Below are 23,523 nucleotides of genomic sequence, written 5' to 3'. Positions count from 1 at the left end.
AAAAGCGTCATCTCTGCCGCAGCGGCGTTGCAGTCCGCCGCAAGTGGCCGTTCGGATTCCTTGCAATTTCTCCGGGATCAAGGTTCAATACGCCTATTGCTTCCGATCCAAATCCCAACCTCGATTGTCAGGGAGAGGCGCATGGGCGCGTTGATGGCAGAGGACGATATTTATATCGGCCCGTTGTTTGATCTGTTCAATTTGAGGTTTGGCCCGGAGCAAACAGATGTGGAGCTCACGGCCGGGGGCACCTCCGAGATCAAGGCCCTGCAGGCCGAGTTCGATATCTTCCGGCCGGGACGGACATTCGTCGAAAGCGCCAAGCTGCTTGGCCTCGGCGGGCTGCACAACAATCGCGCGAAGAACCGCTGGTTCAGCCTGCTGACCTGGCTCGCAAGGGTGCCGTCGGACCAGGACGGAGAAACCGGCGACCAGCGCATCGTGAACGCCCTGATCAAGAATTTTGCGCGCAAGTCGCCGCTGCCTTGCTTCATGAAGGCCCATGATTCCCGCGGCCCCGACGGGCTGCGGGTCATCGTTCGCGAGGACAAGCCGATCTTCTACATCGATCGAACCTACCTCACGATCTCGCTGCCGATGGCGCCGAACGTACCGCCCAAAGGCAAGGGCGGCGGCAAGAAGAAATCAAAGAAATAGGCGGATCGATGCGTGCCACCGTCGCCGCAAGGGAGCATGCTCCTCCGGGCGACGGAGGGCTGGCCGGAATCTATGCCGGTATCGCGGCATATTATTCGGCAAAGATCGCGCGCTTCGGCACGACGCCCGAAGGCGTGGACTGGACCTGCCAGGCCACGCAGGAGATGCGTTTCGTCCAGCTCCTGAAGCTGTGCGACTTCGCATCGCCCTTCTCGCTGAACGATTTCGGCTGCGGCTATGGCGCGCTGATCGCCTATCTCGACCGCCGGCACGGCGGCTGCGCCGTCGACTATCTCGGCATCGACGTCTCGGATGCGATGGTCCGGCGAGCGCGGCGGCTGTGGCGGGGCCGCAGCAACACGGCCTTCGCCCTCGGCCATGCCAGCCCCCGAACGGCCGACTATGCGATCGCCAGCGGCATCTTCAACGTCGCGCAGGATCAGCCACGGCACGACTGGGAGCGCTTCATCGCGGCGAGCCTCGACGAGCTCCATCGCAGCACCAGGCGCGGCTTCGCCGTCAATTTCATGAAGCTTCCCGCAGGTGCGACCGGCCGCCACGGCCTCTACACCACCGACACCGCGTCCTGGGCGCGCGACTGCGCCGGCCGCTTCAATGCCGCGGCCGAAGTGCATGACGGCTACGGATTGATGGAGTTCACGCTCATCGTGCGTAAGGTCTAAGGCGCGACGGATCAGGATGAGCCGTCGTCACGCCCCGACCGACAGCCGCCGTCGCGCTTCCTCCAAAAGCCGCCGATAGATCCCCGCTCCGGTCAGCTCGATCAGCGCTTCGGCGCGGTCGACGAGGCGGGCCACCTCCTCGTATCCGCGCAGATCGTTGCTTGCCGCCGCATGCGCGGCGGCTAGCGTGATCGTCGCCCGGCATTCCGGCAAGCGGGCGTGGCGCTCCTGGGCGACCGCGATCGCTTCCCGGGCCTTGTCGATGGCCGCCGCATGGGCGCCCGAACGCAGACGATAGTCGGCGATGCTCGCAAGCATCTCCGGCTCGATCTCCATGGCGACACTGGCCCCGCGGACGAACTCGACGCCCTCAGTCAGCGTCGGGATCGCCGCCTGATAATTCTGGGCAATGCCCTGCGCCGTTCCCATGCAGGCCAGCGAATAGGCGCGCAAGTACGGGCTGGCCTGGCGCGTGGCCTGCTCGACCACATGCCAGGCATGGGTCGAGGCCATCGCGGGATCGCCGAGGCACCAGGCGAGATCGACGTGCCCGAGATTGGCGATGAACTGCACGGTCGGATCGATCAGCGCCGGATCGATGGCGAGGATACGATCGAAGCACAGCCGCGCCTCGTCGAAACGCCCGAGCCGAACCAGGATCCGGCCGCGCAGGCTGACGATCCAGTGCTCGACATTGTAGCCCAGGAACTGGTGCTCGAACTCGGTGATCGCGGGGACGCCGGCAAGCGCCGCATCGCTTGCCGCGAGCGCTTCGCGCAGCAGGCCCGCCCAGCCATAGGCCTGACTGAGCGAAGCATTGAGCATCGCGGCCCGGCCGGTGAGTTGACGCGCTTCCGTCAGCGCCAGCGCCTCCTTGACCGTGTCGACATAGGCATCGGCCTGCCCGCCGCTCGCGCCCGCGATCCGTCCTTCGACGAACAGCAGCAGCGGGATCATGGAATCGTCGCTGTCCTGCGCCCATTCCAATGCTTCCTGGATGAAGGGCCTCGCGTCCTCCGACGTCATGCCCTCGCGCCAGCCTAGCCAGGCGATCTGGCTGCTGGCCCTGATCCTGAGGGCGTCGACCGCCGGGCTGCGCGGCTGCCCCGCCTTCAGCGCACGCACCTTGTGCCAATGCCGGATCGCTTCCGCCGGATTGGTCGAGCCGATCCAGCGCGCAGCGCGCGCGGCATGCTCGGCGGCGGCGTCGACTTCGCCGGCCTGCTCGAAATGGTGCGACAGCAGGGCCGCAAACTCCTCGAGCCGCTCCGGGTGGAATTGCTCGATCGCCCGCGCCACGCGCGCGTGCAGGAGGGAGCGCCGCGCACGCAGCTGGGTCGAATAGGCGACCTCCTGGATCAGGGGATGACGGAAGCTGTAGCCGTGGGCGTCCTGGCCGCTGCGCGCCTGAAGCATCTCGCTGGAACAGAGCCGGAGCAGCGTCGTCTCGAGCTCAGCGGCAGGCAGGCCCGACACGCTCTGGAGGACAGCGAGCTGAAACTCCTTGCCGATGATCGCGGCGGTGTGCAGCAGGTCGCGATCGCCCGGCGCCAGCCGATCGATCCGCGCGCCGATCACGGCCTGTACCGTCGGCGGCAGCATGTCCGAGGTGCCGGAGAGTCCGCGCCGGTAGTCGCCCTGCTCGCCGACGATGGCCAGATGCTCGACCAGAGAGCGGATCAGCTCCTCCGCAAAGAACGGGTTGCCGCCGCTGCGCTCCGCGACACGGCGCCGAACGTCGAAAAGCCCGTCCCCGAGCCCAAGCAGCTCGTCGACGAGATCGTCCGTGTCCGTCGGCGAGAGCTCCGCCAGCTCGATCTGCTGGTACCGTGGCCCGCGCATCCAGGGTGCGAAATAGGCCGGCCGAAAATTCACGATCAGGACAGTCTTGGTGGAGACCACCGCGTCGACGAGCGTCGCGACGAACTCCTCGCTCGCCGGATCGAGCCAATGCAGATCCTCGATGATGATCACCGACGCCGACGCACCGCGCTGGCGGATCATGTGCCTGACGATCTCGAGCAGACGGACGTTGCGGGCGCGCGGAGCCATCAAGGGGGGCGGGCCCTGGCCGTGCCTGATGCCGAGAAAATCGCAGACCAGCCGCAAGTCCGCCTCGAAGCCCGAACCGAGCTCGGCGAGGCGCGTGGCGATCTGCTTCACGGCCAGATCGGGATCCTCGTCCGGCGAGACGTTGAAATAGGTGGAGCGCAGGAACTCCAGCACCGGCTGCAGCGGCGTTGCCGCGCCATAGGGCTGCGCACGGGCTTCGAACACCGGAATGAGACGCGCGCGGCACCATTCCGCGAACTCGTAGCACAGCCGGCTCTTGCCGGTGCCGGGCGGGCCGACGATGCCGGTGACGCGCGAGCCGCCCGTCTCCACCGCCGCCAGGGTCCGCTGCAGCAGAGTCATCTCACGCTCGCGCCCGCGGAAGGTCGCCAGGGCGACGCCGCGGAATTGCTGGCTGGCGACCGCAGGCTTGAGGTTCTTCAGGAGATAAAGTTCAATCGGCTCCGGTACGCCGCGCAGGCGATGACGGCCGAGCGGGCCGACGTCGCAGAACGAGCGCACGAGCCGGTAGGTCTCGTCGGTCAGGCAGATCTCGCCCGGCTCCGCCTTGGCCGGCAGGCGGCTCGCCAGATGAATGGTGAGGCCGTAGGCGCCCTGCTCGGTGACGGTGTCGACCAGCGGGGCATCCGCGACGATCTCGCCGGAATGCAGGCCGATGCGGACCGACATGGCATCGTCGCGCCCGCGAAACGTGTCCCGGATCGCCAATGCCGCCTCGCAGGCCAGCAGGGCGTGCCCCTCCTGCGCGCGCGGCGCGCCGAAAAAGGCGAGGATTCCGTCGCCGAGCGTGCGCACCACGGTCCCCTCGAACCGGCTCACGGCGTCGCACATCGCATCGAGCGCGGGCTTGAGGCGCTGCATGGCGTCTTCGGCAGTGAGCCCGGCAACGATCTCGGTCGAGCTGACCAGATCGGCGAACAGCACCGTCACCTGCTTCAGCTCGCCCCGAACCGGCCTGGCGGAATGCCCAACCGGTGCCGGAATCGGCCTGCTCGTTGTGCCCAGCGCCGTGCCGCACGCCCCGCAAAAGCCCGAGCCGGGCGGGCTGAGGTGATTGCAGGCGGGACACGCCATCGGCAGAGCCGAGCCGCAGCCGTGACAGAAGCGATTCGTCGCCGGATTGTCTCCGCCGCAACGCTCACAAAGCATCTGATCCCCGAACGAAAGCCATGATCGGCCAGGAAAAAGCATCACCGCGACGCCTCATGCCGGGCCGGCAATGCCCCGACAGGTGCGCCATCCGCCAAGGCACCATCTTTGGCCCCCCTACGCAACCGATTAGTTCACATTTGGCACGCAACCCGTCGAAGCTGTGACGAAAAGTCGGGGACTTCGTTCTAGGTGCGTCCCTGGTCGCGAGGGGCGACGTCAGCCGCCGCCAAACTTGCTGTAGGCTTGTTCGGTCGCGATGATGACGTGCTCGGCGCAGCCGTTGAGGCGATGCGGGTCGGCCTCTCGCTCGTAGGCCTCCGACGTCATCATGTCGAGAAAGGCCGCGACCGACGGATAGAACACCAGCGCGACGAAATCCCAATCGTTGCCCGCGTGCGGGCCGAGCGCGACCGCCTTGGCCTCCCCGGTCCATAGCAGCGTGCCACCGCGCGCCTTGATCATGGGTACGGTGATCGCGCTGTAACGCAGATAGGCGTCCCAGCCCGAGCCGTCGCCGTCGCGCGAACGCGCATGAAAACGCATCAGGTTCAGCATCACCACCGGCGCATGCTGATCGAGCCCTTCCAGGCCCTTTATGTTCAACATATTGACCGCCAATGGCACCTCCTCGGGTCTTCGCTGCATTGTAGCATTGCGGCGGCGTGACTTGTGTCGCGACGGCGAACCGGCGCAAGCTCTCATTCGACGCCAATGACGATCGCTTCGCCCGCGCCACCAGCCACGAATCCGGCTAGCTGGCTCAACAACCAGCCTTATCTGCTGCTCAGCCTGAGCTCGCTGTTCTGGGCCGGCAACATCGTGCTCGCGCGCCATGTCGGCGCGCATGTGCCGCCGTTGACGGTGACGACGATCCGATGGTTCGGCGTGTTCCTGATCCTGCTGCCGTTTTCCTGGCCGCATCTGAAACGCGACTGGCCGGCCTTGCGCAAAAGCCTGCCGCTGATGCTGTTCCTGTCGCTGGTCGGCTTCGCCTTCAACAACGCGATCTCGTACTGGGCCCTGCAATACACCGAGGCGCTCAACGCGCTGCTGATCCAGTCGGCAGGTCCCCTGTTCGTGGCGCTGTGGTCGCTCGTGCTGTTCGGCGTACGGCTGACCGGGGGGCAGCTCGCGGGCATCGCGATCTCTCTGATCGGCGTGCTGGTCATCATCCTGCGCGGCGACCTCGCAGCACTGGCGAGCATCTCGTTCAACAGGGGCGACATCATGTTCGCCTCATCGCTGGTGGCGTTCGGAATCTACTCCGCCTTCATCCCGCGCCGGCCGAAGGTTCACCAATTGTCGTTTCTATCCTTCACCACCTGCTGCGGCGCCCTGATGCTGCTGCCGACGGCCGTCTGGGAGGCCTGGAGCGGCAATGTCATCCAGTTCGACACCGTGACGCTGGCGACGCTCGGCTACATCCTGATCTTTCCCTCGACCCTCGCCTATCTCTTCTTCAACCGCGGCGTCGCGCTGATCGGACCGAACCGCGCCGCGCCGTTCTTCCATCTGGTGCCGGTGTTCGGCTCGGCGATGGCGATCCTGCTGCTCGGCGAGAAGCTGCAGCCATTCCACCTGATCGGCTACGCGCTGGTGCTCGCCGGCGTCGTCATCGCCTCGCGCCAGGGCTCGGCGGCGAAGTAACGAACCGCTGAAGAAGCCCTGCGCTGCCTCGGCAGCACGTGAACTCAAAACGAAAAGGTGGGCACGACGCTTCGCTTCGTTGCCCACCCTACGAATTCAGCGCAGGAACTTACGCCGCGCGCACCTTGGCGAGGAAGCTGTCCACCGCGCTGCGCAGCGCGCCGGACTGGTTGTCGAGCTCGCGGGCATTGGTCAGCACGTCGCCGGCCGCAGTGCCGGTCGCTTCGGCGGCCGAGGTGACGCTGCCGATATGGGCGTTGATCTCGCTCGAACCGGTCGCAACCGATTGGATGTTGCGGGCGATCTCGCGGGTCGCCTCGCCCTGCTGCTCGATCGAGGCCGAAATGCCGGCGGTGATCTCGCTCATCTCGGCGATGGTCTGGGTGATGCCGCCGATCGCAGCGACGGCGTCGCTGGTCGAGGTCTGCATCGCCGCGACCTGCGCGGAGATTTCCTCGGTCGCCTTGGCGGTCTGGTTGGCCAGCGCCTTGACCTCGGAAGCAACGACGGCGAAGCCGCGACCGGACTCACCGGCACGCGCCGCTTCGATGGTGGCGTTGAGCGCGAGCAGATTGGTCTGCGCCGCGATCGAATGGATGAGCTTGACCACTTCACCAATCTTCTCGGCGCCGGTGGAGAGCTCCTGCACCGTGGCGTTGGTACGCTCCGCATCGTTCACGGCGCGGCTCGCCACTTCCGTCGAGCGCGTTACCTGGCGGGAGATCTCCGCAACGGAGCTCGACAGCTCTTCGGCGGCAGCCGCGACTGTGCCGACATTGCCGGAGGCCTTTTGCGAGGCCGCGCCGACGGTCGCCGCCCGCGACGAGGCATCGCTGGCGGTCGCGGTCATCGACTGCGCCGTCGACTGCATGCCGGCCGCGGCCGAGGAAACCGAGCGGACGATACCGTTGACGCTGCGTTCGAAGTCGTTGGCGATGTCCTCCATCGCGCTGCGGCGCTCCGCCGCGGCTCGCTCCTTCGCCGCCGCGTCGCTCTTCTCGATCTCGCGGATACGAACCGCGTTGTCCTTGAAGATCTGGACGGTCGCCGCCATCACGCCGACCTCGTCACCGCGGCCGACGCCGGGAATGTCACCCTCGAGCTTGCCGTCGGCGAGATCCTTCATGCGGGTCCCGAGCAGCGACAGCGGACGGCTGATGCTGCGGCCGATCATCCAGGCGACGCTGCCGGCGACGATGACGATGCCGAGCATGGCAAGGCCGAGCAGCCAGTAGATCGGGCCCATCTTGGCGTCGATGTCGGCGAGATAGGCACCCGTGCCGAGATACATGTCGAAACCGGGCACCGCGACGGCATAACCGATCTTGCTGATCGGCGTTTCCTGGCCGGGTTTCACATAATCATAGTACAGCAGGATCGAGCCGTTGGCCTTGACGCCGTTCATCAGCTCGAGCGAGAGCTTGCGGCCGTTGGTGACGACGTCCATGCGGTTGGTGCCGATCTGCTTCGGATCGGGCGCAAGCTGGGTGATGCCGTCATAGGACGTGCCGAACAGATAGCCCGAGCCGTTGTCGTAGGTCATCGAATTGCCGTAGCGACGGAGCTCGGCCATGGCCGCATCCTTCGTCATCTCGCCGGCGTCGACACGCTTCTTCAGCGCGGCCGCATAGTTGCGGGCGAGATCGACGATCGCCTTTGTCTGGTCGATGCGCGCATCGACCATGGCGCGCTTCATCAGGTAACCGGCCAGAACTCCGGAGATACACAGGCCGAACAAGGTGACGCCGACGAGGATGCCAAGCTTGGGAACGATCTTCAGATTGCTCAACTTCAAGGGATGGACTCCGGAGAAAAGGGATGCGGGCATGCGACTGAAACGATCGAATTTGAATCAACTCTTAGTGTGAGACCCCTTATCAAGTTACTTACGGGCCTCCGTAGAAGCCCGGACGACGACGCCAAAAACGGCAAAATATCGCGGCTTCAGCAACCGGGAATTGTACGCGGTCGCGCCGATTTCGCGTAAAAGACGCAAAGGCCCGTTCGAGAAGGCCGGGTCGCAACAAGAACCGACAAACCAAATCGGGAGCAGGAAATGCCGAAATACAGGGTGGTGACGCCGAAGGGTGCGAGCTTCACGGTCGCGGGCAGCGATTACTCCTACGAGCGCGAGGCGCTCGATCCGATCGATGCCGAGATCGTCGAGGCGCCGGCCAACGAGGCGGAGTTCATCGCCGCCGCGAAGAACGCCGATGCGATCTACGCCAAGGGCATCCCGATCACCAAGACCATCATCGACGCGCTGGAGGGCTGCAAGGTCATCACGCTCGGCTCGGTCGGCGTCGACAGCGTCGATGTGAAGGCGGCAACCGCGCGCGGCATTCCCGTCACCAACATCCCCGACACCTTCATCGAGGAAGTCGCCGACCACGCCATGATGCTGCTGCTGTCGGGCTTCCGCCGCCTGGTCGAGCAGGACAGGATGGTGCGCACCGGGCGCTGGGCCGAGGGCCGGCCGGCGCTCCTGAAGATTCCGCGTCTGATGGGCCAGACGCTCGGCTTCGTCTCGTTCGGCCGCGTCGCCCGTGCGGTTGCGAAGCGCGCAGCCCCCTTCGGCCTGCGCATGATGGCCTACGATCCCTTCATCCAGGAAACGCTGATGTGGGACCACGGCGTCATCCCGGCGACGCTGAACGAGGTGCTGTCGCAATCCGACTTCGTCTCGATGCACGCTCCTGCCCGGCCCGAAGTGCATCACATGCTGACCGAGAAGCATTTTCGGCAGATGAAGAAGGGCTCGATCTTCATCAACACCGGGCGCGGCGCCACGGTGGACGAGGAAAGCCTGATCAAGGCGCTCCAGGAGGGCTGGATCGCGCATGCCGCGCTCGACGTGCTGGAAAAGGAACCGCCCTCGCACAACAACCCGATCCTCGGCATGGAGAACGTGACCCTGACCGCCCATGTCGCCTCGGCCTCCGCACGGTTCGACGAGGCGCGCAAGCGGCGCGTCGGCTACGAATTGTCACTGGTGCTCCAGGGCATGTGGCCGGTAAGCTGCGTCAATCCGTCGGTGCTGCAAGACACCGCGCTCCGCCGCTGGCAACCTGTCGGCATGGACCGCGGACCGAACAGCTAAGGCGGCCGGCGCAACGCGCGTCGAAAGACCGGCAAGAGACTGAAACGGCCCTTCACCGGCGATCAACGCCGGGAAGGGAGACATAACAGGGAGGAACTGATGAGGAACGACATCACGCGTCGTGATGCCTTGGCGCTGGGCCTGTCCGCTGCGACGGTCGCCGCCACCGGTGTTGCAGCGCACGCTCAATCCGCGATCAAGGTCGCGGACGTCCCCGCACCGAAACTACCGATCGAGAAGGGCGCAACGTTGCGCATGCTGCGGCCGGTCCGCTTCGTCCAGGCCGACGAAGACGTGTTCCGCGCCAATGCTGCGAAGTTCACCAAGGAGACCGGCGTCGAGGTCAAGGTCGATTTCGTCGGCTGGGAGGACATCGCCCAGCAGACCGCGGTCACCGCCAATTCCGGCGCCGGCCCCGACATCATCATCGGCTTCTCCGATGCACCGCACATCTACATCGACAAGCTGATCGAGCTGACCGACGTCGCCGAGTATGCCGGCAAGAAGTATGGCGGCTGGCTGCCGCTGGCGCAGCGCTACGGCAAGAAGAACAAGAGCAACACCTGGATCGGCCTGCCGTTCGGCGCGAGCGCGGGACCCCTGATCTACCGCAAGTCGATCCTGCAATCGGTCGGCTACGACAAGGTGCCGGAAGATCATGCCGGCATCCTGGATCTCTGCCAGAAGCTGCAAAAGGCCGGCAAGCCGGCGGGATTCGCGCTCGGCAACGCCAAGGGCGACGGCAACGGCTTTGCGAGCTGGGCGCTGTGGTCGCACAACGCGGCCCTGCTCGACGAAGAGGGCAACGTCACCATCAACAGCAAGGAGACGATTGCCGCGCTGAACTGGGTCAAGCAGCTTTATCCGACCTTCATCGCCGGCACGACGTCGTGGAACGACGTCAGCAACAACCGCGCCTATTCCGCGCAGGAGATCGCGCTGACCGCCAACGGCGTCTCGCTCTACTTCTCGCTGAAGAACGATCCGGCCACCAAGGCGATTGCCGACGACAGCGAGCATCAATTGCTGCCGAAGGGCGTGGCCAAGGTCTCGCCGATGGCAGGCCTGACGCTGAACGCCATGGTGTTCAAGCACAGCCCCTACCCCAACGCCGCAAAGGCCTTCCTGCAATACATGCTGGAAAAGGACCAGTACGAGCCGTGGCTCAACGCCAACTCCGGCTATTGGGCGCAGCCGCTCGCGGCCTATGCCGACGCCGCCGTGTGGTCGCAGGACCCCAAGGTGAAGATCTTCAAGGACACCATGAACAGCACCTATTACGACGGCTATGCGGGTCCGATCTCGACGGCGACGGGCGCGGTCAGCGCCGACTACGTGCTGATCCAGATGTGTGCGTCGGTCGCGACCGGCTCAGCCACGCCGGAGGCCGCGGCCGCAGAAGCCGAGCAGCGCTGCAAGCGGTACTTCCGGCGGCAGAAGTAGCAGCCGACGACGAGGCAATCGTCCTTGCGAGGAGTACGTGACGAAATTGCATGGCAATTTTGCACTGATGCGACGAAGCAATCCAGACTTTCACCGCGGAGACAGACTGGATTGCTTCGCTTCGCTCGCAATGACGGCGGAGTGACTTTCAAGAACAGGACAACGCCCTGATGTCCGTGACCACCCTCTCCTCTCCCGTGCTGGCCCGGCGGCAGCCGAACTGGCTGGTGCGCCTGTTCGACTACAAGCCGTTCCTGGTCGCGATGTGCCTCGCCCCCGCGATCGGGCTGCTCGCGGTGTTCCTGACCTATCCCCTGGGGCTCGGCATCTGGCTCGCCTTCACCGACACCACGATCGGCCGGAAGGGCGAGTTCATCGGCCTCGAGAATTTCCAGTATCTGCTCACCGATTCCCTGTGGTGGAACGCGGTGTTCTACAGCGTGGTCTACACGGGGATAGCGACCTTCGGGAAATTTGCGCTCGGCTTCTGGCTCGCGCTGCTGCTCAACAACCATTTTCCGTTCAAGAGCCTGCTGCGCGCGATCATCCTGCTGCCCTGGATCGTGCCGACTGTGCTCTCGGCGCTGGCGTTCTGGTGGATCTACGATCCGCAATTCTCGATCATCTCCTATCTGCTGGTCGACGTGCTGCATTGGCGCACGAGCAATGTCGACTTCCTCGGCTCGCCCTGGCCGGCGCGATTCTCGCTGATTGCGGCCAACGTCTGGCGCGGCATTCCCTTCGTCGCGATCTCGCTGCTGGCGGGCTTGCAGACCATCTCGCCCTCGCTCTACGAGGCCGCGATGCTCGACGGCGCCAGCGCCTGGCAGCGCTTCCGCTACATCACCTTCCCGATGATGATGCCGATCCTCGCCATCGTCATGACCTTCTCGATCATATTCACCTTCACCGACTTCCAGCTGGTCTACGCCATCACCCGTGGTGGCCCCGGCAATTCGACGCATCTGCTGGCGACGCTCGCCTTCCAGCGCGGCATCGCCGGCGGCGAGCTCGGCGAAGGCGCCGCGATCGCGGTGTCGATGATCCCGTTCCTGGTATTCGCGACGCTGTTTTCCTATTTCGGCCTGGCGCGCCGCAAATGGCAGCAGGGAGAGGCCAATGACTGACACCGTCGCGCAAGTGGCCGACGCCAAGGCCGCGCCCGACACCATGGCCTGGGATTCCGGGCTGCGCCGGCTGATGATGATTTATCTGCCGCTGGGCTGTTTCGTGCTGATCCTGCTGTTTCCGTTCTACTGGATGGCGATCACGTCGTTCAAGCCGAACGCGGAGCTGATGAACTACAAGGAGCACAACCCATTCTGGATCTCCTCGCCGACGCTGGCGCACATCAAGCACCTGCTGTTCGACACCGACTATCCGCGCTGGCTGTGGACGACGATGCTGGTGGCGATCGGCGCGACCACGCTGTCGCTGGTCGCGAGCACGCTTGCAGCCTACGCGATCGAGCGCCTGCGCTTTCGCGGCAGCCCCTATGTCGGCCTCGGCATCTATCTCGCCTATCTCGTGCCGCCGTCGATCCTGTTCATCCCGCTCGCGACCGTGGTGGTGCAGTTCGGCCTGTTCGACTCACCGCTCGCGCTGATCCTGGTCTATCCGACATTCCTGGTGCCGTTCTGCACCTGGCTGCTGATCGGTTATTTCAAGTCGATCCCATACGAACTCGAGGAATGCGCGCTGGTCGACGGCGCGACGCGGCTTCAGATCCTGCGGCGGATCACGCTGCCGCTGGCGGTCCCCGGCCTGATCTCGGCGGGCATCTTCTCCTTCACGCTGTCCTGGAACGAGTTCATCTACGCGCTCGCGTTCATTCAGAGCGGCGCTAACAAGACCGTGCCGGTCGCGATCCTGACCGAGCTCGTCACCGGCGACGTCTACCAGTGGGGCGCACTGATGGCGGGCTCGCTGCTCGGCTCGCTGCCGGTCGCGATCTTCTACTCGCTGTTCGTGGATTACTACGTGTCCTCGCTCACCGGCGCGGTCAAGGAATAGCCGAGCCCTCTCTCGCAAGCGGGAGAGGGAGTGGACCGCCGTCGTGGCTTGCAAACTAACCCGACGGCACGATCACGACGTTCTTGTCCTTGGGCCAACGAACACGCCAGGCGAAATTGATGTCCTTGACCTCGCCGGGCTTGGCGTCGAACGACCATTCCAGCACGCCGCGCTTGTCGCGGACATCCTTTGCCGTGGGCGGCGTGGTCGTGGGCAGCATCTCGACCGCAATCTCGTCGTTCTCGCTGACCGGCAGCTGGTCCTCGATCGCGACGTGAATCGGGAAGTCGTGGCCGTTGCGGACAGTGGTCTTGAAGGCGCGCTCGTCGGTCTTCGAGGTCGTGACCAGGAGGCCGGCCGAGCCCTCGTTGCGCTTGAGCACCGCGCGCTCGATCTTGACCTTGTCGTCGGCGCCGAAGCCGAGCCGCACGATGTCGTCCTTGGCCGACGCGGAGAGCTTGCCCCGGCCGACGAAGATGCCGTCACGGTAGATCGCCACCTTGCCCGGCAGCAAGGTCGTGTCATCGGTCTGCTTGAAGCTGGCTTCGAAAAAGGCGGTCGGGTCCTGCACCGGCGCGGCGCGTACCGCGAGATCGGCGGGCACGCTCATCGAGGCGATGCGCAGGCTCTTGGCGCCCTCGGCGGCACCGAGACTGACGCGGCCCGGAATGGTGAAGGTGGCCTGGAAGGCGCCGATCTCGGCAACAGCTTGCTGTTCATCGGCACGCTGGGCTGGGAGATCGAATTCCTCCCTGCTTCGTGACGCCTCCATCTTCCGCAGCATCGGCGCCGCAGCCGGCATAGCCGTATCGGCGACCGAGCCCAGCGCGCGCGGCTTCGGCACCTGCGGATATTGCGCGACCAGCGAGCCCAGCTCCGGCGCGCTGCCGCCGCGGGCGATACGGACGGTGGAAACGCCGAGCGAGACGTTCGACCAGTCCTCGCCGGTCGACTGCGTCACCTCGGCGCGGCGGACCAGCTCGAGCTGGGGCTTGCGGTCCCTGGCGCCGGTGTCGAGCCTTGCGTCATAGAGCGGCAGCCAGCGCGCGTTGCGCACCGCGTAAGTGACGCGCAGCGTCGCCTTGGTCGCAGCCGCTGAGGCGACGTCGATCCGCACCTCGAGCTTGCTCGGCGGCTTGGCGGACCGTTCGGCCTCGAGCTGCGCGATCTGGCGATCGATCTCGCGCTGTTTTCGCGAGGCATCACGGATCGCGGTATCGGCGGCCGCGACTTCCTCGGCGACTGCGGCAAAGGCCGCGCGCCACTCGGTGATCGGGCGCGCCTCGCCCTTGTCGCCGAGGCCGGTGGGGGAGGTTTCGGCAAAGTGCTGCGCAAATTTGCGCCGGGCGGTCGCCGCATCGATCGCGCCTTGCTGGTCGGCGCGCTCGTCCTTGAGCGCCTCGATGCGCTTGTCGAGTTCGGGAAGATTGACCGGCGGCGTCGCGCGCGGCGGCCGCGCATCGATGGTGCCGATGGTGAGCTTGGCGCCGGCCTCGCCCTCGACGCGGAGCGAGGACGGGTCAAGCGAGAGCGGAAAATCCCTGGCGACCAGCGTCGAGTCCCCGGAGGCGAGGTCGATCGCGATCACGCGGGTGACGGTGGCGCCATCGGGGTAGACGGTGACGGTGTCGATGGCCGATGTGGCATCCACATCGGCGGCCCATGAGGGTGAGACGAGCGCTGCGCTCACCAGGACCAGGCTCGTCGTCGCCAGACATCTTGCGATCGTGCGCATCAAACTTCTCCCTGCCGATATCGCCGCGCCGCCAGCCGGACGCGCGAAAACATGCCACGCCATCGTCGTGAGACGCGGCAGGAGAGGAACCGGTTCGATTGGGGTTTCCGTTGGGCGCCGCTGCGGCAGCACCATGGCCGCGGAACGCGTTACCACGCCGCGGCACAACCCTGCTTAGCGGATCAACTGTCAGACTTGGCTGGGCGAACCCTGGCCGAAGATGCGCCGAAGCAGATCGGTCACGTTCTTGGCGCCCGCCTTCTTCAGAATGCTGGCACGATAGCCCTCGACCGTGCGTGCGCTCAGATGCATGCGACGGGCGACCTCCTTGTTGGTGAGGCCGGCGGCGAGATGTGCGAGCACGTCCCCTTCCCGCCCGGTCAGAGGTTCGCAACCGGGCAGCCAGCGCTGCCGACCGGAATCGGGCTGGACGGATTCGTCGATCGCGGCATCGATCCGGCCGACGACATCGTGCGTGCGGAACGGCTTCTCGATGAAGTCGGCCGCACCGTTCTTGATGGCGTCGACGGCCATGGCGATGCTGCCATTCGCCGACGTCACCAGCACCGGCGCCATGCAGTTTTCCTCGCGCAGGCGCTTGAGCACGTCGAGGGCGGAACGGTCCGGCGGCATCTCCAGCAGCACGCAGGCCGGCATCCGCGCCTTGGCTTCCGACAGCAGCGATGCGCCGTCGGCAAAGCAGATCACTTCATAGGCGCTCTGCTGAAGCGCATTGGACAATTGTTCGCGGGAGGCGGCGTCGGTTTCAATGACGAATACCTCACCCTTGGAAAGCATGTTTCCCGGCATAATCCAGATCCAGCAATGTCTTGGTCAAATGGACGGATCGGGGGCCTCATCGCGCCCCGCCGTCATCAGCACGGCATTCGCGCCGGTGCGTCGGTTGGTCCCTATGTAGGTTCCGTATTGTTCCATGTTTGACGAAATGGGACAGAAACTTTACATTTCGAGACATCTGCTGGAATGGCTGGTATGACCGATCTCATCCGCAGTGCAGCCCTGACTCATTATCCGGACGTTGCCCGGTCAGTCGGGCTCGACCCGAAACAGATGATGCGGAAGGCGCGACTCCCGCTGGCGTGCCTGGAGCAACCCGAGCTTCGAATCGCCGTCTCCGCCTTCCGGCGCCTGCTCGAAATGTCGGCAGCCGAGTCAGGCGCCCAAGATTTCGGCCTGCGGATGGCTAATCGCGGTGGCCTCACGAATCTCGGACCGGTCGCCCTCATCGTTCGCGAGCAACCGACCGTCGGAAAGGCGATAGAAGCGCTCGCCCGCTACATTCACATCCATCACGACGGTATGCGCCTGGATGTCAGGCGAAGCGGCAATACCGTCATGATCGCGCTGAACCTGCGCGGTCGTCACCCAAGCGCACTCAACCAGTCGATTGATCTGGGTCTGGCGACCGTCTACCGCGTCGTTCAAGTGCTTTGCGGCGACCATTGGCGGCCGGTCGAAATGCACTTCCGATATCCGGCTCCGCGCAACCGCGAGCGACACCAGGATTTCTTCGGCTGTCCTCTCGTCTTCAATTCCGAGGTCGATGCCGTGCTGCTGTCGGCCCACGACATGGACCGGCGGATTGCGAGTTCACATCCGCTGATGGCGAGTTATCTGCGAAAGCGCGTCGAGGAGATCGATACGCGCCCCGGAAGCTGGGAAGAGAAGGTCGACGAAGTCGTTCGATCGCTGCTCGATAGCGGCAATTGCACGGTCGAGCGCGTAGCCGAACATTTCTCGTGCACCCGACGCACCATCCACCGCCACCTCGCCGAATGCGGCACCAGCTTCTCGGCGATCCTCGATGCGCAGCGCGCCGATCTCGTGACGAAATTGATCGAGGATCATGATCGCCCGCTCGCAGCGATCGCAATCCAGCTCGGCTTCTCCGCCCAAAGCGCCATGGCCCGCTGGTTCCGCGGCCGCTTCGGCTGCACCATCACGGACTGGCGGCGGGGTGTGCGGCCACCGGCCGGGGCGCCGTCAGCCTCCGCGGCCTAGCTCACACTCGATCAGGCGTGCTCGAACGGGCCGACTTCACGGATGACCTTGCAAATCTGCAAGCGACCGCTGGCATAGAATTCGGCATGCCCTCGTTTCATCGCCTCGACATGCTCCGGATGAGTGCGCCAGGCTTCGAGTGCCTCCTCCGAAGCAAAGCGAAACACGGTCAATTCCTCGCCGTCGTCGGCCTTGAACGATTTGACCGACAGAAAGCCCGGGAGGCCGCTGACGATGTTGTACATGCACTCGCCCAGTCGATCATACTCCTCGATCTGGACGCCATCTCGCAAATTCAGACTGCCAATCACAACGACTTCGCCGATCATCTTCGATCCAATCCTCAATCGCATGTCCGCGCCCGGCCAACGGCAGGCACAGCCCGAATGACAGTTTCGGATCGACGACGGCGCTTGTTACGCCGGCGGAAAAATCAGCGTGCCGAAGCCGGCACGCCCATGATGGCGAGTGCGCGCCGGGGATGGCCGGCGAGCAGCGGACCGAACGCGGCGGCGAAGCCGAGAAACGCGACAATCCAGCCGCAGGCCGCGATATGCAGCAGCGCATCGTTATGGGCCGGCAACAGCACGGCACCGACCCGGGCCAGCGCCGCGACGATGATCGCGACGTAGATTGCCTGAGTAGCTGGTGAGGCCGTCAGCGTCTGCCCGGTATGGCCAAGGCTCGCGCGCGTCATCACCGCGAGCGTCATGATTCCGGCAGCTCCCGTCATCCAGGCATGAATGCCCGCGCTCGGCGGCAGCAGACCGAAGCCGGCCAGGGCATTGAGGAGGAAGCCGAGCGGGATAAAGGCGTAGCCGACGTGGAGGATCAGCAGCAGCCGTTCCCGCGCGGTGCGATCGCCGGCCCAGCGCGCGAGCCGCACCAGGTGCAGGATGCCGGCGAACGCCATCGCCACGCCGGTGATCATGTTCAGCGGCGTTACAATCCACGCGATCAGCGCAAGCGCGCTCAGTCCGATCACCACGCCGTCAAACCGTCCGAACGGCACCGGCAATCGGCCGCCATTGAACTTGACCAGCCAGTTGCGGGTGAAACTCGGGATGATGCGGCCGCCGATCAGCGAGATCAGCAGCATGACCACGGAGATGCCCACGCGAACGCTGACATCCGCTGCGCCTTCGACATGCGCTTCGAGGTGGAAGGCGACATTGCCCGAGAGCAGCACCAGCACGAGCACCACGACAGGCAGGTTGCGCCAATTGCCGCCCGCGATGATCTCGCGGGTTGCGGCCGCCACGACCAGCGCCAGGAAGGCGGCGTCGATGACGAGCGCGAACGCCCAGCCGATCTCGGCGGACAGCATCACCGCGGCACGTCCGGCGAGCCAGACCACCAGCAGCGCGCCCAGCGACGTGCCCTGGATCGGCAGTCGCCCGGTCCAGTTGGGGATCGCCGTGAACAGAAACCCGGTGATGACAGCAGGCAGGAAGCCATAGAGCATTTCGTGAATGTGCCAATCCCGCGGCGCGAAGGCCGATGTGACCGACAATTCGCCGTAGAACATCGGCAGCCAGACCAGGATCGACAGTCCTGCCTGGATCGCGGCGAACAGGAAGAACGGCCGGAAGCTATTCGCAAACAGCGGCCAGCCCTGAAAATTACGGGATCGGGCACCAGCCATGGGCAACTCCTGTGAATTCGGACCGTTGCCTGGAAAAATACTGCCGTCCGGCCGGCCGGTTTTGCGCTAACGCAAACTACCGGACGATTGCAGGTGCCATCACACTCCCTGATGCCAAGGAGGCGAAATGGCCAAGGTCGATACATCGCTGGTTGCGCATTTGCCGCTGTTTTCGGGCGTCAAGCCGGAAGACCTCGACGAAATCCTGCGCGAGGCCCGCTCGGCGCGCTTCCCCAAGAACACCGCCATTTTCGAGCAGGGCGCGGACGCACAATCCTTCTTCCTGCTGCTGCACGGCCATGTCCGCGCCGCCAAGACCACGCCGACCGGCGAACAGATCGTGGTGCGATATGTCGCGCCCGGCGAAACCTTCGGGCTCGCGATGGCGATCGGCACCGCGCGCTATCCGGCGACCGCGATGGCGGTCGACGACAGCGTCGCTCTGATCTGGCCGATCTCGGCCTGGCCGCGACTGATCGAGCGGTTTCCCGCGCTCGCCGCCAACACGATGCAAACCGTCGGCAAGCGGCTGCAGGAAAGCCACACCCGTATCCTGGAAATGTCGACGCAGCAGGTCGAGCAACGCGTCGCGCACGCGCTGCTGCGGCTCGCGAGCCAATCCGGCAAGAGGCTCGACCACGGCATCGAGATCGACTTCCCGATCAGCCGTCAGGACATCGCGCAGATGACCGGCACCACGCTGCATACCGTCAGCCGCATCCTCAGCGGCTGGGAGAACCAGGGCCTCGTCGAGAGCGGCCGCCAGCGCATCATCCTGCGCGATCCGCACGGGATCGTCGTGCTGGCAGAGCGAACCCCGGACAGCGGTGCGGCGTAGAATGAGGATCGAGAACGCTTCCGCTTACGGCGAAAGTCCGCGCTCGTTCGGGAGTTCGCGCGCGATCCGCGCGAACTGAAGCCCGCCTCACGCCGGCACGCAATCGCCCAGCGCGGCCAGGAATTCGTCGCGGTCGATGCCGTGCTCACCGCAGGCGTCGTCCACGGTGTGGAAAGTCGCGATCGGACAGCCGACACAGGCCATCCTGAAGGCGAGGAACACACGGATCGTGTGCGGCGCACTGCGCATGATGTCATCGACCAGATCGTCAGATCGGAAGGGCATGGACAACTCCGTTCCGCCGCGACGATAGCGGAGGCGGTCGGAGTTTCTTTGTGGAAGCGCAAGCTGACGATGAACTACACCGCACGGCTGTGCAACTGCTTGACCGGATCCAGATGCGCGTCGAACGCGGCCGCGACGCTGCGGACCAGGAAGCGCGAATCGTTCGCGACGGCGAGACGGTCGCCGTCGAGCCTGACGACGCCGTCCGAGATCAGCGGCTTCAGCCGCGGCGCCGATTGCAGCATCGCAGCCGGCTCTGCGCCATGGCGCGCGCAGATATCGCCGAGATCGGCGCCGAACTCGCACATGATGCGCTCGATGATGTCGGCGCGCAGCCGGTCGTCGTCCGTGAGCCCATACCCCTTCACGGTAGCGAGACGGCCGTGCGCGATACTCTGCTGATAAGCCCCGATCTGCACGGCGTTCTGGACATAGCCCTGCGGCAGGTGTCCGATTGCGCTCGCGCCGAAGCCAAGCAGGACCTCGCCCTGATCGGTGGTATAGCCCTGGAAATTGCGCCGCAGCGTCCCCTGCTCGAACGCCACGGCCATGGCATCGTCGGGTCGCGCAAAATGGTCGAGGCCGATCTGCACATAGCCCGCCTCCTTCAGTGCGTTGGCGATCGCGCAGGCCTGATCGTGGCGCGCAAGGCCGTCGGGCAGATGCTCCTCACTGATCATGCGCTGGTGCTTCTTGAAGCTTGGCACATGCGCATAGCCGAACACCGAGAAGCGGGCCGGCATGAGCGCGAGCGAACGCCGCACCGTATCGAGGCAGGATGCGATGGTCTGATGCGGCAGACCATAGATCAGGTCGAAATTGAGTCTTTTGATCCCGGCCTGCCTGAGCATGTCGACGACCGCAGCTGTCTGCTCATAACTCTGCACCCGGTTGATCGCGCGCTGCACGACGGGATCGAAACTCTGCACGCCGAGGCTGACGCGGTTGACGCCGGAGAGCCGCATGGCCTCGACCATCTCCGATGTCAGCGTGCGTGGGTCGATCTCGACCGCGATCTCGGCCGATGGCAGCACGAAGAAGGCGTGGCGCATCGCCGCCATCAACTCGGCAAAGGCCTCCGGCGCCATGATCGTCGGCGTGCCACCGCCGAAATGGATGTGCTCGACCTTGATGCGGCGGCCTATCGCGTCCGCGACCTGAGCAATCTCGCTGCGGAGCGTCCGCTGATAGGCCGCGATCAGCCCGTCGCGGCGGACGATCTGGGTGTGGCAGCCGCAGTACCAGCACATCTCGCGGCAGAACGGCACGTGCAGGTAAAGAGAGGCGCTGGCGTTGGAGGGGAGCTCGGACAGCCAGCGCGCGTAGGCGTCGGCACCGATCGCCGGCGAGAAGTGCGGCGCTGTCGGATAGCTCGTGTAGCGCGGCAATCTCTCTTCGCCGTAGCTCGCTGCGAGATCGGTCCTCATATCCTGCCCATTCGTAAATTGATGCCCTTGCGGCCGCGGCAACCTGCGGATGGCACTGGATTACCCGCTTTCACGCGGACCACCTTGCGCTTGCTCAAAGTCTGAGCGCCGGATTGGAGCCATTGTGACGTTCAATCATCGTCCCCTAGGAGATAGCTATGCCGTCGTTTGCGCTCGATCTGGTTCTCTGGCTTGCCGGCATCCGCGGCCATATCCCGCGCTTCGACGACTTCCGTCCGGTTCCGGTCGCGCCTGCCCCCGGCGCAAATCATCTCGTACGCGTGCTGGCCGTCGTCGCCGCCGTACTGGCCGTGGTGTCGCTTGCCGTCTGGGCTACCGTCTGGATTGCGATCGAGCTGCTTTAATCGCGCATCCAACCCTTCACGATCGACCGCAGCTGAACATGCGAGTGATTTGCCGTTGACGCGGCTGATGCCGCACGCTGCGCCACCACGCCGACGGCATCGTTGGCACTTCGGTATACTTCCTAGGGATTTCACCGGAGGCCAATCCGGCCAAAGCTTGTCGCAGCGCAAACACGCTTGCCACAACAGGCGCACACTGCATCCGTCATTAAAACCCTGAAGGATGCTTTACGATGTTCACCCGCAGAGCCGCATTGATCAGCGCCGCCGCGACCGCCCTGATGCTCGCGACCCCCGCCTTTGCCGCCAGCGACCTCAAGCTGCCGCGGCAGAAGGTTGATCTGGTCGCCCCGCCCTTCGTGCATGCCCACGAGCAGGCGACGACGCAGGGCCCAAAGATCATGGAATTCAAGATGACCATCGAGGAGAAGAAGGTGGTCATCGACGACAAGGGCACCACCTTCCAGGCGATGACCTTCAACGGCTCGATGCCGGGCCCGCTGATGGTCGTGCATGAAGGCGACTATGTCGAGCTGACGCTGGTCAATCCCGCAACCAACAGCATGCCGCACAACATCGACTTCCATTCCGCGACCGGCGCACTCGGCGGTGCCGAGCTCACGCTGATCAATCCCGGCGAGCAGGTCGTGCTGCGCTGGAAGGCGACGCGGACCGGCGTGTTCGTCTATCATTGCGCGCCGGGCGGCCCGATGATCCCCTGGCATGTCGTCTCCGGCATGAACGGCGCCGTCATGGTTCTGCCGCGCGATGGCCTCAACGACGGCAAGGGCCATGCGCTGAAATACGACAAGGTCTATTACATCGGCGAGCAGGACATGTATGTGCCGCGCGACGAGAAGGGCAATTTCAAGTCCTACGACTCGCCGGGCGAAGCCTTCACCGACACCGAAGAGGTGATGAAGAAGCTGATCCCGTCCCACGTCGTGTTCAACGGCAAGGTCGGCGCCCTCACCGGCAAGAACGCACTGACGGCCAAGGTCGGCGAGAACGTGTTGATCGTGCATTCCCAGGCCAACCGCGACAGCCGCCCGCACCTGATCGGCGGCCATGGCGACTATGTCTGGGAGACCGGCAAGTTCTCCAACCCGCCGGAGACCGGGCTTGAGACCTGGTTCATCCGCGGCGGCTCCGCGGGAGCTGCGATGTACAAGTTCCTGCAGCCCGGCATCTACGCCTATGTCACGCATAATCTGATCGAAGCCGCCGACCTCGGCGCCACCGCGCACTTCAAGGTCGAAGGCAAGTGGAACGACGATCTGATGACCCAGGTGAAGGCGCCTGCGGAGATACCGGCCCCCAATACCAACTAGACGCGACAAGGGGCCGGCCATCACCGGCCCCTTCTTCTTTCGGGGGAAAGACCATGCTGATTGCATTCAAGCTCAAACTGCTCCTCGCCTGTGCCGCCGGCTTCGCAGGACCGCTGGCTGTCGCACCGCTGGTCTCCGAGATGACGACGCACGGCCCGCAAGGCGAGCCAGCGATCGTCGAGATCGCCGCGGGCGACTTCGTCTACCGCGAGGCCGGCGATTTCACGCGCGCCGGGCAGCAGGCCGAGGCGCCGCTGCATAGGTTGCAATTCACGGGCGCGCTTCACATCATGCGCGAGCAGGTCTCCTCGGCCGACTACCAGCTCTGCGTGCAGGACGGCCAATGTCATCCGCTCGGTCGCGACGTCGCAATCGCGCCGGATCGCCCTGCAGTGCAGGTGAGCTGGCACGATGCGCAGGCCTATGCTGGCTGGCTGTCGCGCAGGACCGGCCACCGCTACCGCCTGCCGAGCGATGCGGAATGGGCCTTTGCGGCGGGCTCCCGGTTCAGGGACGACGGCGCGCCGGTCGACGCGAATGATCCGGCCAAGCGATGGATCAGCCGCTATGAGCGCGAATCCGAGCGCGATCTCGCCGACACCACGGCCTATCCGTTCGGCAAGTTCGGCCTGAACGAGCGCGGCGTGTCCGATCTCGCCGGCAATGTCTGGGAGTGGACGTCAACCTGCTTCGTGCGCTCGCGCGTCGACGCTTCTGGCAATGCCGGTCGACCGACGGTGAATTGCGGCGTGCGCGTCGCCGAGGGCGCGCACCGCGCTTATGTCACCGACTTCATCCGCGACGCCCGCGCCGGCGGCTGCGCGCAAGGCGTGCCGCCCGCCAATCTCGGCTTCCGCCTGGTGCGCGAGGAGCGGTCGTGGGTGGCGAGCGTGTCGGCAAGGTGGAGCGAGGTGTGGGCTGCGAGGTCGTAGCCACGTAGTCCGTCATTGCGAGCGAGCACGCCGAAACGCCAGCGATGGACCCGAGAAGGCGCGGCGTGCTGGATGCCCCGGTCAAGCTGGGGCATGACCGCGTCGGAGAATGAGGATTGCCTCAAACGATAATGGCCGGGATTGAACCCGGCCATTGATGATGATTCGCGACGAC

21 protein-coding genes are annotated in these 23,523 nt (G+C 65.0%); 12 read left to right on the top strand and 9 right to left on the bottom strand.

Annotated elements, in window-relative coordinates:
- Positions 1 to 141: 141 nt before the first annotated feature.
- Together QY049_RS16450 and QY049_RS16445 are read left to right on the top strand one after the other, a co-directional pair.
- The gene (locus tag QY049_RS16450; RefSeq protein WP_301269614.1) at positions 142 to 657 is read left to right on the top strand and encodes a hypothetical protein; all 516 of its coding nucleotides are present in this window, start codon (positions 142 to 144) and stop codon (positions 655 to 657) included.
- An 8-nt stretch (positions 658 to 665) separates the two neighbouring features.
- Positions 666 to 1,340: a class I SAM-dependent methyltransferase gene (locus tag QY049_RS16445; RefSeq protein ID WP_301269613.1), complete on the top strand. Its 675-nt coding sequence runs from the start codon at positions 666 to 668 to the stop codon at positions 1,338 to 1,340.
- 27 nt (positions 1,341 to 1,367) lie between these two features.
- On the opposite strand, the gene QY049_RS16440 is transcribed toward QY049_RS16445, so the two are convergent.
- Both QY049_RS16440 and QY049_RS16435 read right to left on the bottom strand, forming a co-directional pair.
- Positions 1,368 to 4,562, bottom strand: coding sequence for an adenylate/guanylate cyclase domain-containing protein (locus tag QY049_RS16440; RefSeq protein WP_194479691.1), 3,195 nt, complete (start codon positions 4,560 to 4,562; stop codon positions 1,368 to 1,370).
- Positions 4,563 to 4,781: 219 nt separating this feature from the next.
- Complete coding sequence (locus QY049_RS16435; protein WP_301269612.1) at positions 4,782 to 5,171, bottom strand: DUF1330 domain-containing protein; 390 nt, start codon at positions 5,169 to 5,171, stop codon at positions 4,782 to 4,784.
- A gap of 105 nt (positions 5,172 to 5,276) precedes the next feature.
- Here QY049_RS16435 and QY049_RS16430 point away from each other — a divergent pair, with 105 nt between their 5' ends.
- Positions 5,277 to 6,212 (top strand): DMT family transporter, encoded by a 936-nt coding sequence (locus QY049_RS16430; RefSeq protein ID WP_258765202.1) that lies wholly within the window; start codon positions 5,277 to 5,279, stop codon positions 6,210 to 6,212.
- Positions 6,213 to 6,321: 109 nt separating this feature from the next.
- Here the strand turns inward: QY049_RS16430 and QY049_RS16425 are convergent, their stop codons facing one another.
- A complete protein-coding gene (locus QY049_RS16425; RefSeq protein ID WP_258765201.1) occupies positions 6,322 to 8,007 on the bottom strand; it encodes a methyl-accepting chemotaxis protein in 1,686 nt (561 codons plus the stop codon).
- Positions 8,008 to 8,268: 261 nt separating this feature from the next.
- On the opposite strand from QY049_RS16425, the gene QY049_RS16420 reads away from it, so the two are divergent.
- From QY049_RS16420 to QY049_RS16405, 4 genes are all read left to right on the top strand, one after another.
- The gene (locus QY049_RS16420; RefSeq protein ID WP_301269611.1) at positions 8,269 to 9,312 is read left to right on the top strand and encodes a C-terminal binding protein; all 1,044 of its coding nucleotides are present in this window, start codon (positions 8,269 to 8,271) and stop codon (positions 9,310 to 9,312) included.
- A 99-nt stretch (positions 9,313 to 9,411) separates the two neighbouring features.
- Positions 9,412 to 10,755 carry an ABC transporter substrate-binding protein gene (locus QY049_RS16415; protein WP_301269610.1) on the top strand — a complete coding sequence of 448 codons (1,344 nt, stop codon included), beginning with the start codon at positions 9,412 to 9,414 and terminating at the stop codon, positions 10,753 to 10,755.
- 170 nt (positions 10,756 to 10,925) lie between these two features.
- A complete protein-coding gene (locus QY049_RS16410; RefSeq protein ID WP_258765197.1) occupies positions 10,926 to 11,882 on the top strand; it encodes a carbohydrate ABC transporter permease in 957 nt (318 codons plus the stop codon).
- Between the two features lie 43 nt (positions 11,883 to 11,925).
- A complete protein-coding gene (locus tag QY049_RS16405; RefSeq protein ID WP_246755842.1) occupies positions 11,926 to 12,768 on the top strand; it encodes a carbohydrate ABC transporter permease in 843 nt (280 codons plus the stop codon).
- Between the two features lie 55 nt (positions 12,769 to 12,823).
- On the opposite strand, the gene QY049_RS16400 is transcribed toward QY049_RS16405, so the two are convergent.
- Both QY049_RS16400 and QY049_RS16395 read right to left on the bottom strand, forming a co-directional pair.
- The gene (locus QY049_RS16400) at positions 12,824 to 14,503 is read right to left on the bottom strand and encodes a mucoidy inhibitor MuiA family protein (RefSeq protein WP_301269609.1); all 1,680 of its coding nucleotides are present in this window, start codon (positions 14,501 to 14,503) and stop codon (positions 12,824 to 12,826) included.
- Positions 14,504 to 14,692: 189 nt separating this feature from the next.
- The gene (locus QY049_RS16395) at positions 14,693 to 15,313 is read right to left on the bottom strand and encodes a response regulator transcription factor (RefSeq protein ID WP_194479683.1); all 621 of its coding nucleotides are present in this window, start codon (positions 15,311 to 15,313) and stop codon (positions 14,693 to 14,695) included.
- 183 nt (positions 15,314 to 15,496) lie between these two features.
- Here QY049_RS16395 and QY049_RS16390 point away from each other — a divergent pair, with 183 nt between their 5' ends.
- On the top strand, positions 15,497 to 16,525 hold the full coding sequence (locus QY049_RS16390) for an AraC family transcriptional regulator (protein ID WP_258765195.1): 1,029 nt from the start codon (positions 15,497 to 15,499) through the stop codon (positions 16,523 to 16,525).
- An 11-nt stretch (positions 16,526 to 16,536) separates the two neighbouring features.
- Here the strand turns inward: QY049_RS16390 and QY049_RS16385 are convergent, their stop codons facing one another.
- Both QY049_RS16385 and QY049_RS16380 read right to left on the bottom strand, forming a co-directional pair.
- On the bottom strand, positions 16,537 to 16,854 hold the full coding sequence (locus QY049_RS16385; RefSeq protein ID WP_301269608.1) for an antibiotic biosynthesis monooxygenase: 318 nt from the start codon (positions 16,852 to 16,854) through the stop codon (positions 16,537 to 16,539).
- Positions 16,855 to 16,958: 104 nt separating this feature from the next.
- A complete protein-coding gene (locus tag QY049_RS16380) occupies positions 16,959 to 18,170 on the bottom strand; it encodes an NnrS family protein (RefSeq protein ID WP_301269607.1) in 1,212 nt (403 codons plus the stop codon).
- A gap of 127 nt (positions 18,171 to 18,297) precedes the next feature.
- Between QY049_RS16380 and QY049_RS16375 the strand changes: the two genes are divergently transcribed.
- Positions 18,298 to 19,008, top strand: coding sequence for a Crp/Fnr family transcriptional regulator (locus QY049_RS16375; protein ID WP_194479679.1), 711 nt, complete (start codon positions 18,298 to 18,300; stop codon positions 19,006 to 19,008).
- 87 nt (positions 19,009 to 19,095) lie between these two features.
- Here the strand turns inward: QY049_RS16375 and QY049_RS16370 are convergent, their stop codons facing one another.
- The gene (locus QY049_RS16370) at positions 19,096 to 19,293 is read right to left on the bottom strand and encodes a DUF1858 domain-containing protein (RefSeq protein WP_301269606.1); all 198 of its coding nucleotides are present in this window, start codon (positions 19,291 to 19,293) and stop codon (positions 19,096 to 19,098) included.
- 74 nt (positions 19,294 to 19,367) lie between these two features.
- Entirely contained in the window at positions 19,368 to 20,720 is a 1,353-nt protein-coding gene (hemN, locus tag QY049_RS16365; protein WP_301269605.1) for an oxygen-independent coproporphyrinogen III oxidase, read from the bottom strand.
- Between the two features lie 158 nt (positions 20,721 to 20,878).
- Here hemN and QY049_RS16360 point away from each other — a divergent pair, with 158 nt between their 5' ends.
- The 3 genes from QY049_RS16360 to QY049_RS16350 all read left to right on the top strand — a co-directional run bounded on the left by QY049_RS16360 (position 20,879) and on the right by QY049_RS16350 (position 23,348).
- Complete coding sequence (locus tag QY049_RS16360; protein WP_301269604.1) at positions 20,879 to 21,085, top strand: hypothetical protein; 207 nt, start codon at positions 20,879 to 20,881, stop codon at positions 21,083 to 21,085.
- A gap of 233 nt (positions 21,086 to 21,318) precedes the next feature.
- Positions 21,319 to 22,416 carry a copper-containing nitrite reductase gene (nirK, locus tag QY049_RS16355; protein WP_258765189.1) on the top strand — a complete coding sequence of 366 codons (1,098 nt, stop codon included), beginning with the start codon at positions 21,319 to 21,321 and terminating at the stop codon, positions 22,414 to 22,416.
- A 53-nt stretch (positions 22,417 to 22,469) separates the two neighbouring features.
- Positions 22,470 to 23,348 carry an SUMF1/EgtB/PvdO family nonheme iron enzyme gene (locus QY049_RS16350; protein WP_301269603.1) on the top strand — a complete coding sequence of 293 codons (879 nt, stop codon included), beginning with the start codon at positions 22,470 to 22,472 and terminating at the stop codon, positions 23,346 to 23,348.
- The last annotated feature ends 175 nt before the right edge of the window (positions 23,349 to 23,523 follow it).

Source organism: Bradyrhizobium sp. WYCCWR 13022 (genome assembly GCF_030435535.1).
Classification (GTDB): domain Bacteria; phylum Pseudomonadota; class Alphaproteobacteria; order Rhizobiales; family Xanthobacteraceae; genus Bradyrhizobium.
Note: the sequence above shows the minus strand (reverse complement) of the source record. Positions and strands in the feature narration are given on the sequence as shown.

Excerpts from the sequence above, each read along its gene's own strand:
- hemN (WP_301269605.1), bottom strand. The coding sequence starts at position 20,720 with ATGAGGACCGATCTCGCAGCGAGCTACGGCGAAGAGAGATTGCCGCGC.
- QY049_RS16435 (WP_301269612.1), bottom strand. The coding sequence starts at position 5,171 with ATGTTGAACATAAAGGGCCTGGAAGGGCTCGATCAGCATGCGCCGGTG.
- nirK (WP_258765189.1), top strand. The coding sequence starts at position 21,319 with ATGTTCACCCGCAGAGCCGCATTGATCAGCGCCGCCGCGACCGCCCTG.
- QY049_RS16370 (WP_301269606.1), bottom strand. The coding sequence starts at position 19,293 with ATGCCCTTCCGATCTGACGATCTGGTCGATGACATCATGCGCAGTGCG.
- QY049_RS16440 (WP_194479691.1), bottom strand. The coding sequence starts at position 4,562 with ATGCTTTGTGAGCGTTGCGGCGGAGACAATCCGGCGACGAATCGCTTC.
- QY049_RS16405 (WP_246755842.1), top strand. The coding sequence starts at position 11,926 with ATGGCCTGGGATTCCGGGCTGCGCCGGCTGATGATGATTTATCTGCCG.
- QY049_RS16385 (WP_301269608.1), bottom strand. The coding sequence starts at position 16,854 with ATGATCGGCGAAGTCGTTGTGATTGGCAGTCTGAATTTGCGAGATGGC.
- QY049_RS16360 (WP_301269604.1), top strand. The coding sequence starts at position 20,879 with ATGCCGTCGTTTGCGCTCGATCTGGTTCTCTGGCTTGCCGGCATCCGC.
- QY049_RS16445 (WP_301269613.1), top strand. The coding sequence starts at position 666 with ATGCGTGCCACCGTCGCCGCAAGGGAGCATGCTCCTCCGGGCGACGGA.
- QY049_RS16350 (WP_301269603.1), top strand. The coding sequence starts at position 22,470 with ATGCTGATTGCATTCAAGCTCAAACTGCTCCTCGCCTGTGCCGCCGGC.
- QY049_RS16410 (WP_258765197.1), top strand. The coding sequence starts at position 10,926 with ATGTCCGTGACCACCCTCTCCTCTCCCGTGCTGGCCCGGCGGCAGCCG.
- QY049_RS16400 (WP_301269609.1), bottom strand. The coding sequence starts at position 14,503 with ATGCGCACGATCGCAAGATGTCTGGCGACGACGAGCCTGGTCCTGGTG.
- QY049_RS16430 (WP_258765202.1), top strand. The coding sequence starts at position 5,277 with ATGACGATCGCTTCGCCCGCGCCACCAGCCACGAATCCGGCTAGCTGG.
- QY049_RS16375 (WP_194479679.1), top strand. The coding sequence starts at position 18,298 with ATGGCCAAGGTCGATACATCGCTGGTTGCGCATTTGCCGCTGTTTTCG.
- QY049_RS16395 (WP_194479683.1), bottom strand. The coding sequence starts at position 15,313 with ATGCCGGGAAACATGCTTTCCAAGGGTGAGGTATTCGTCATTGAAACC.
- QY049_RS16380 (WP_301269607.1), bottom strand. The coding sequence starts at position 18,170 with ATGGCTGGTGCCCGATCCCGTAATTTTCAGGGCTGGCCGCTGTTTGCG.
- QY049_RS16420 (WP_301269611.1), top strand. The coding sequence starts at position 8,269 with ATGCCGAAATACAGGGTGGTGACGCCGAAGGGTGCGAGCTTCACGGTC.
- QY049_RS16450 (WP_301269614.1), top strand. The coding sequence starts at position 142 with ATGGGCGCGTTGATGGCAGAGGACGATATTTATATCGGCCCGTTGTTT.
- QY049_RS16390 (WP_258765195.1), top strand. The coding sequence starts at position 15,497 with ATGACCGATCTCATCCGCAGTGCAGCCCTGACTCATTATCCGGACGTT.
- QY049_RS16415 (WP_301269610.1), top strand. The coding sequence starts at position 9,412 with ATGAGGAACGACATCACGCGTCGTGATGCCTTGGCGCTGGGCCTGTCC.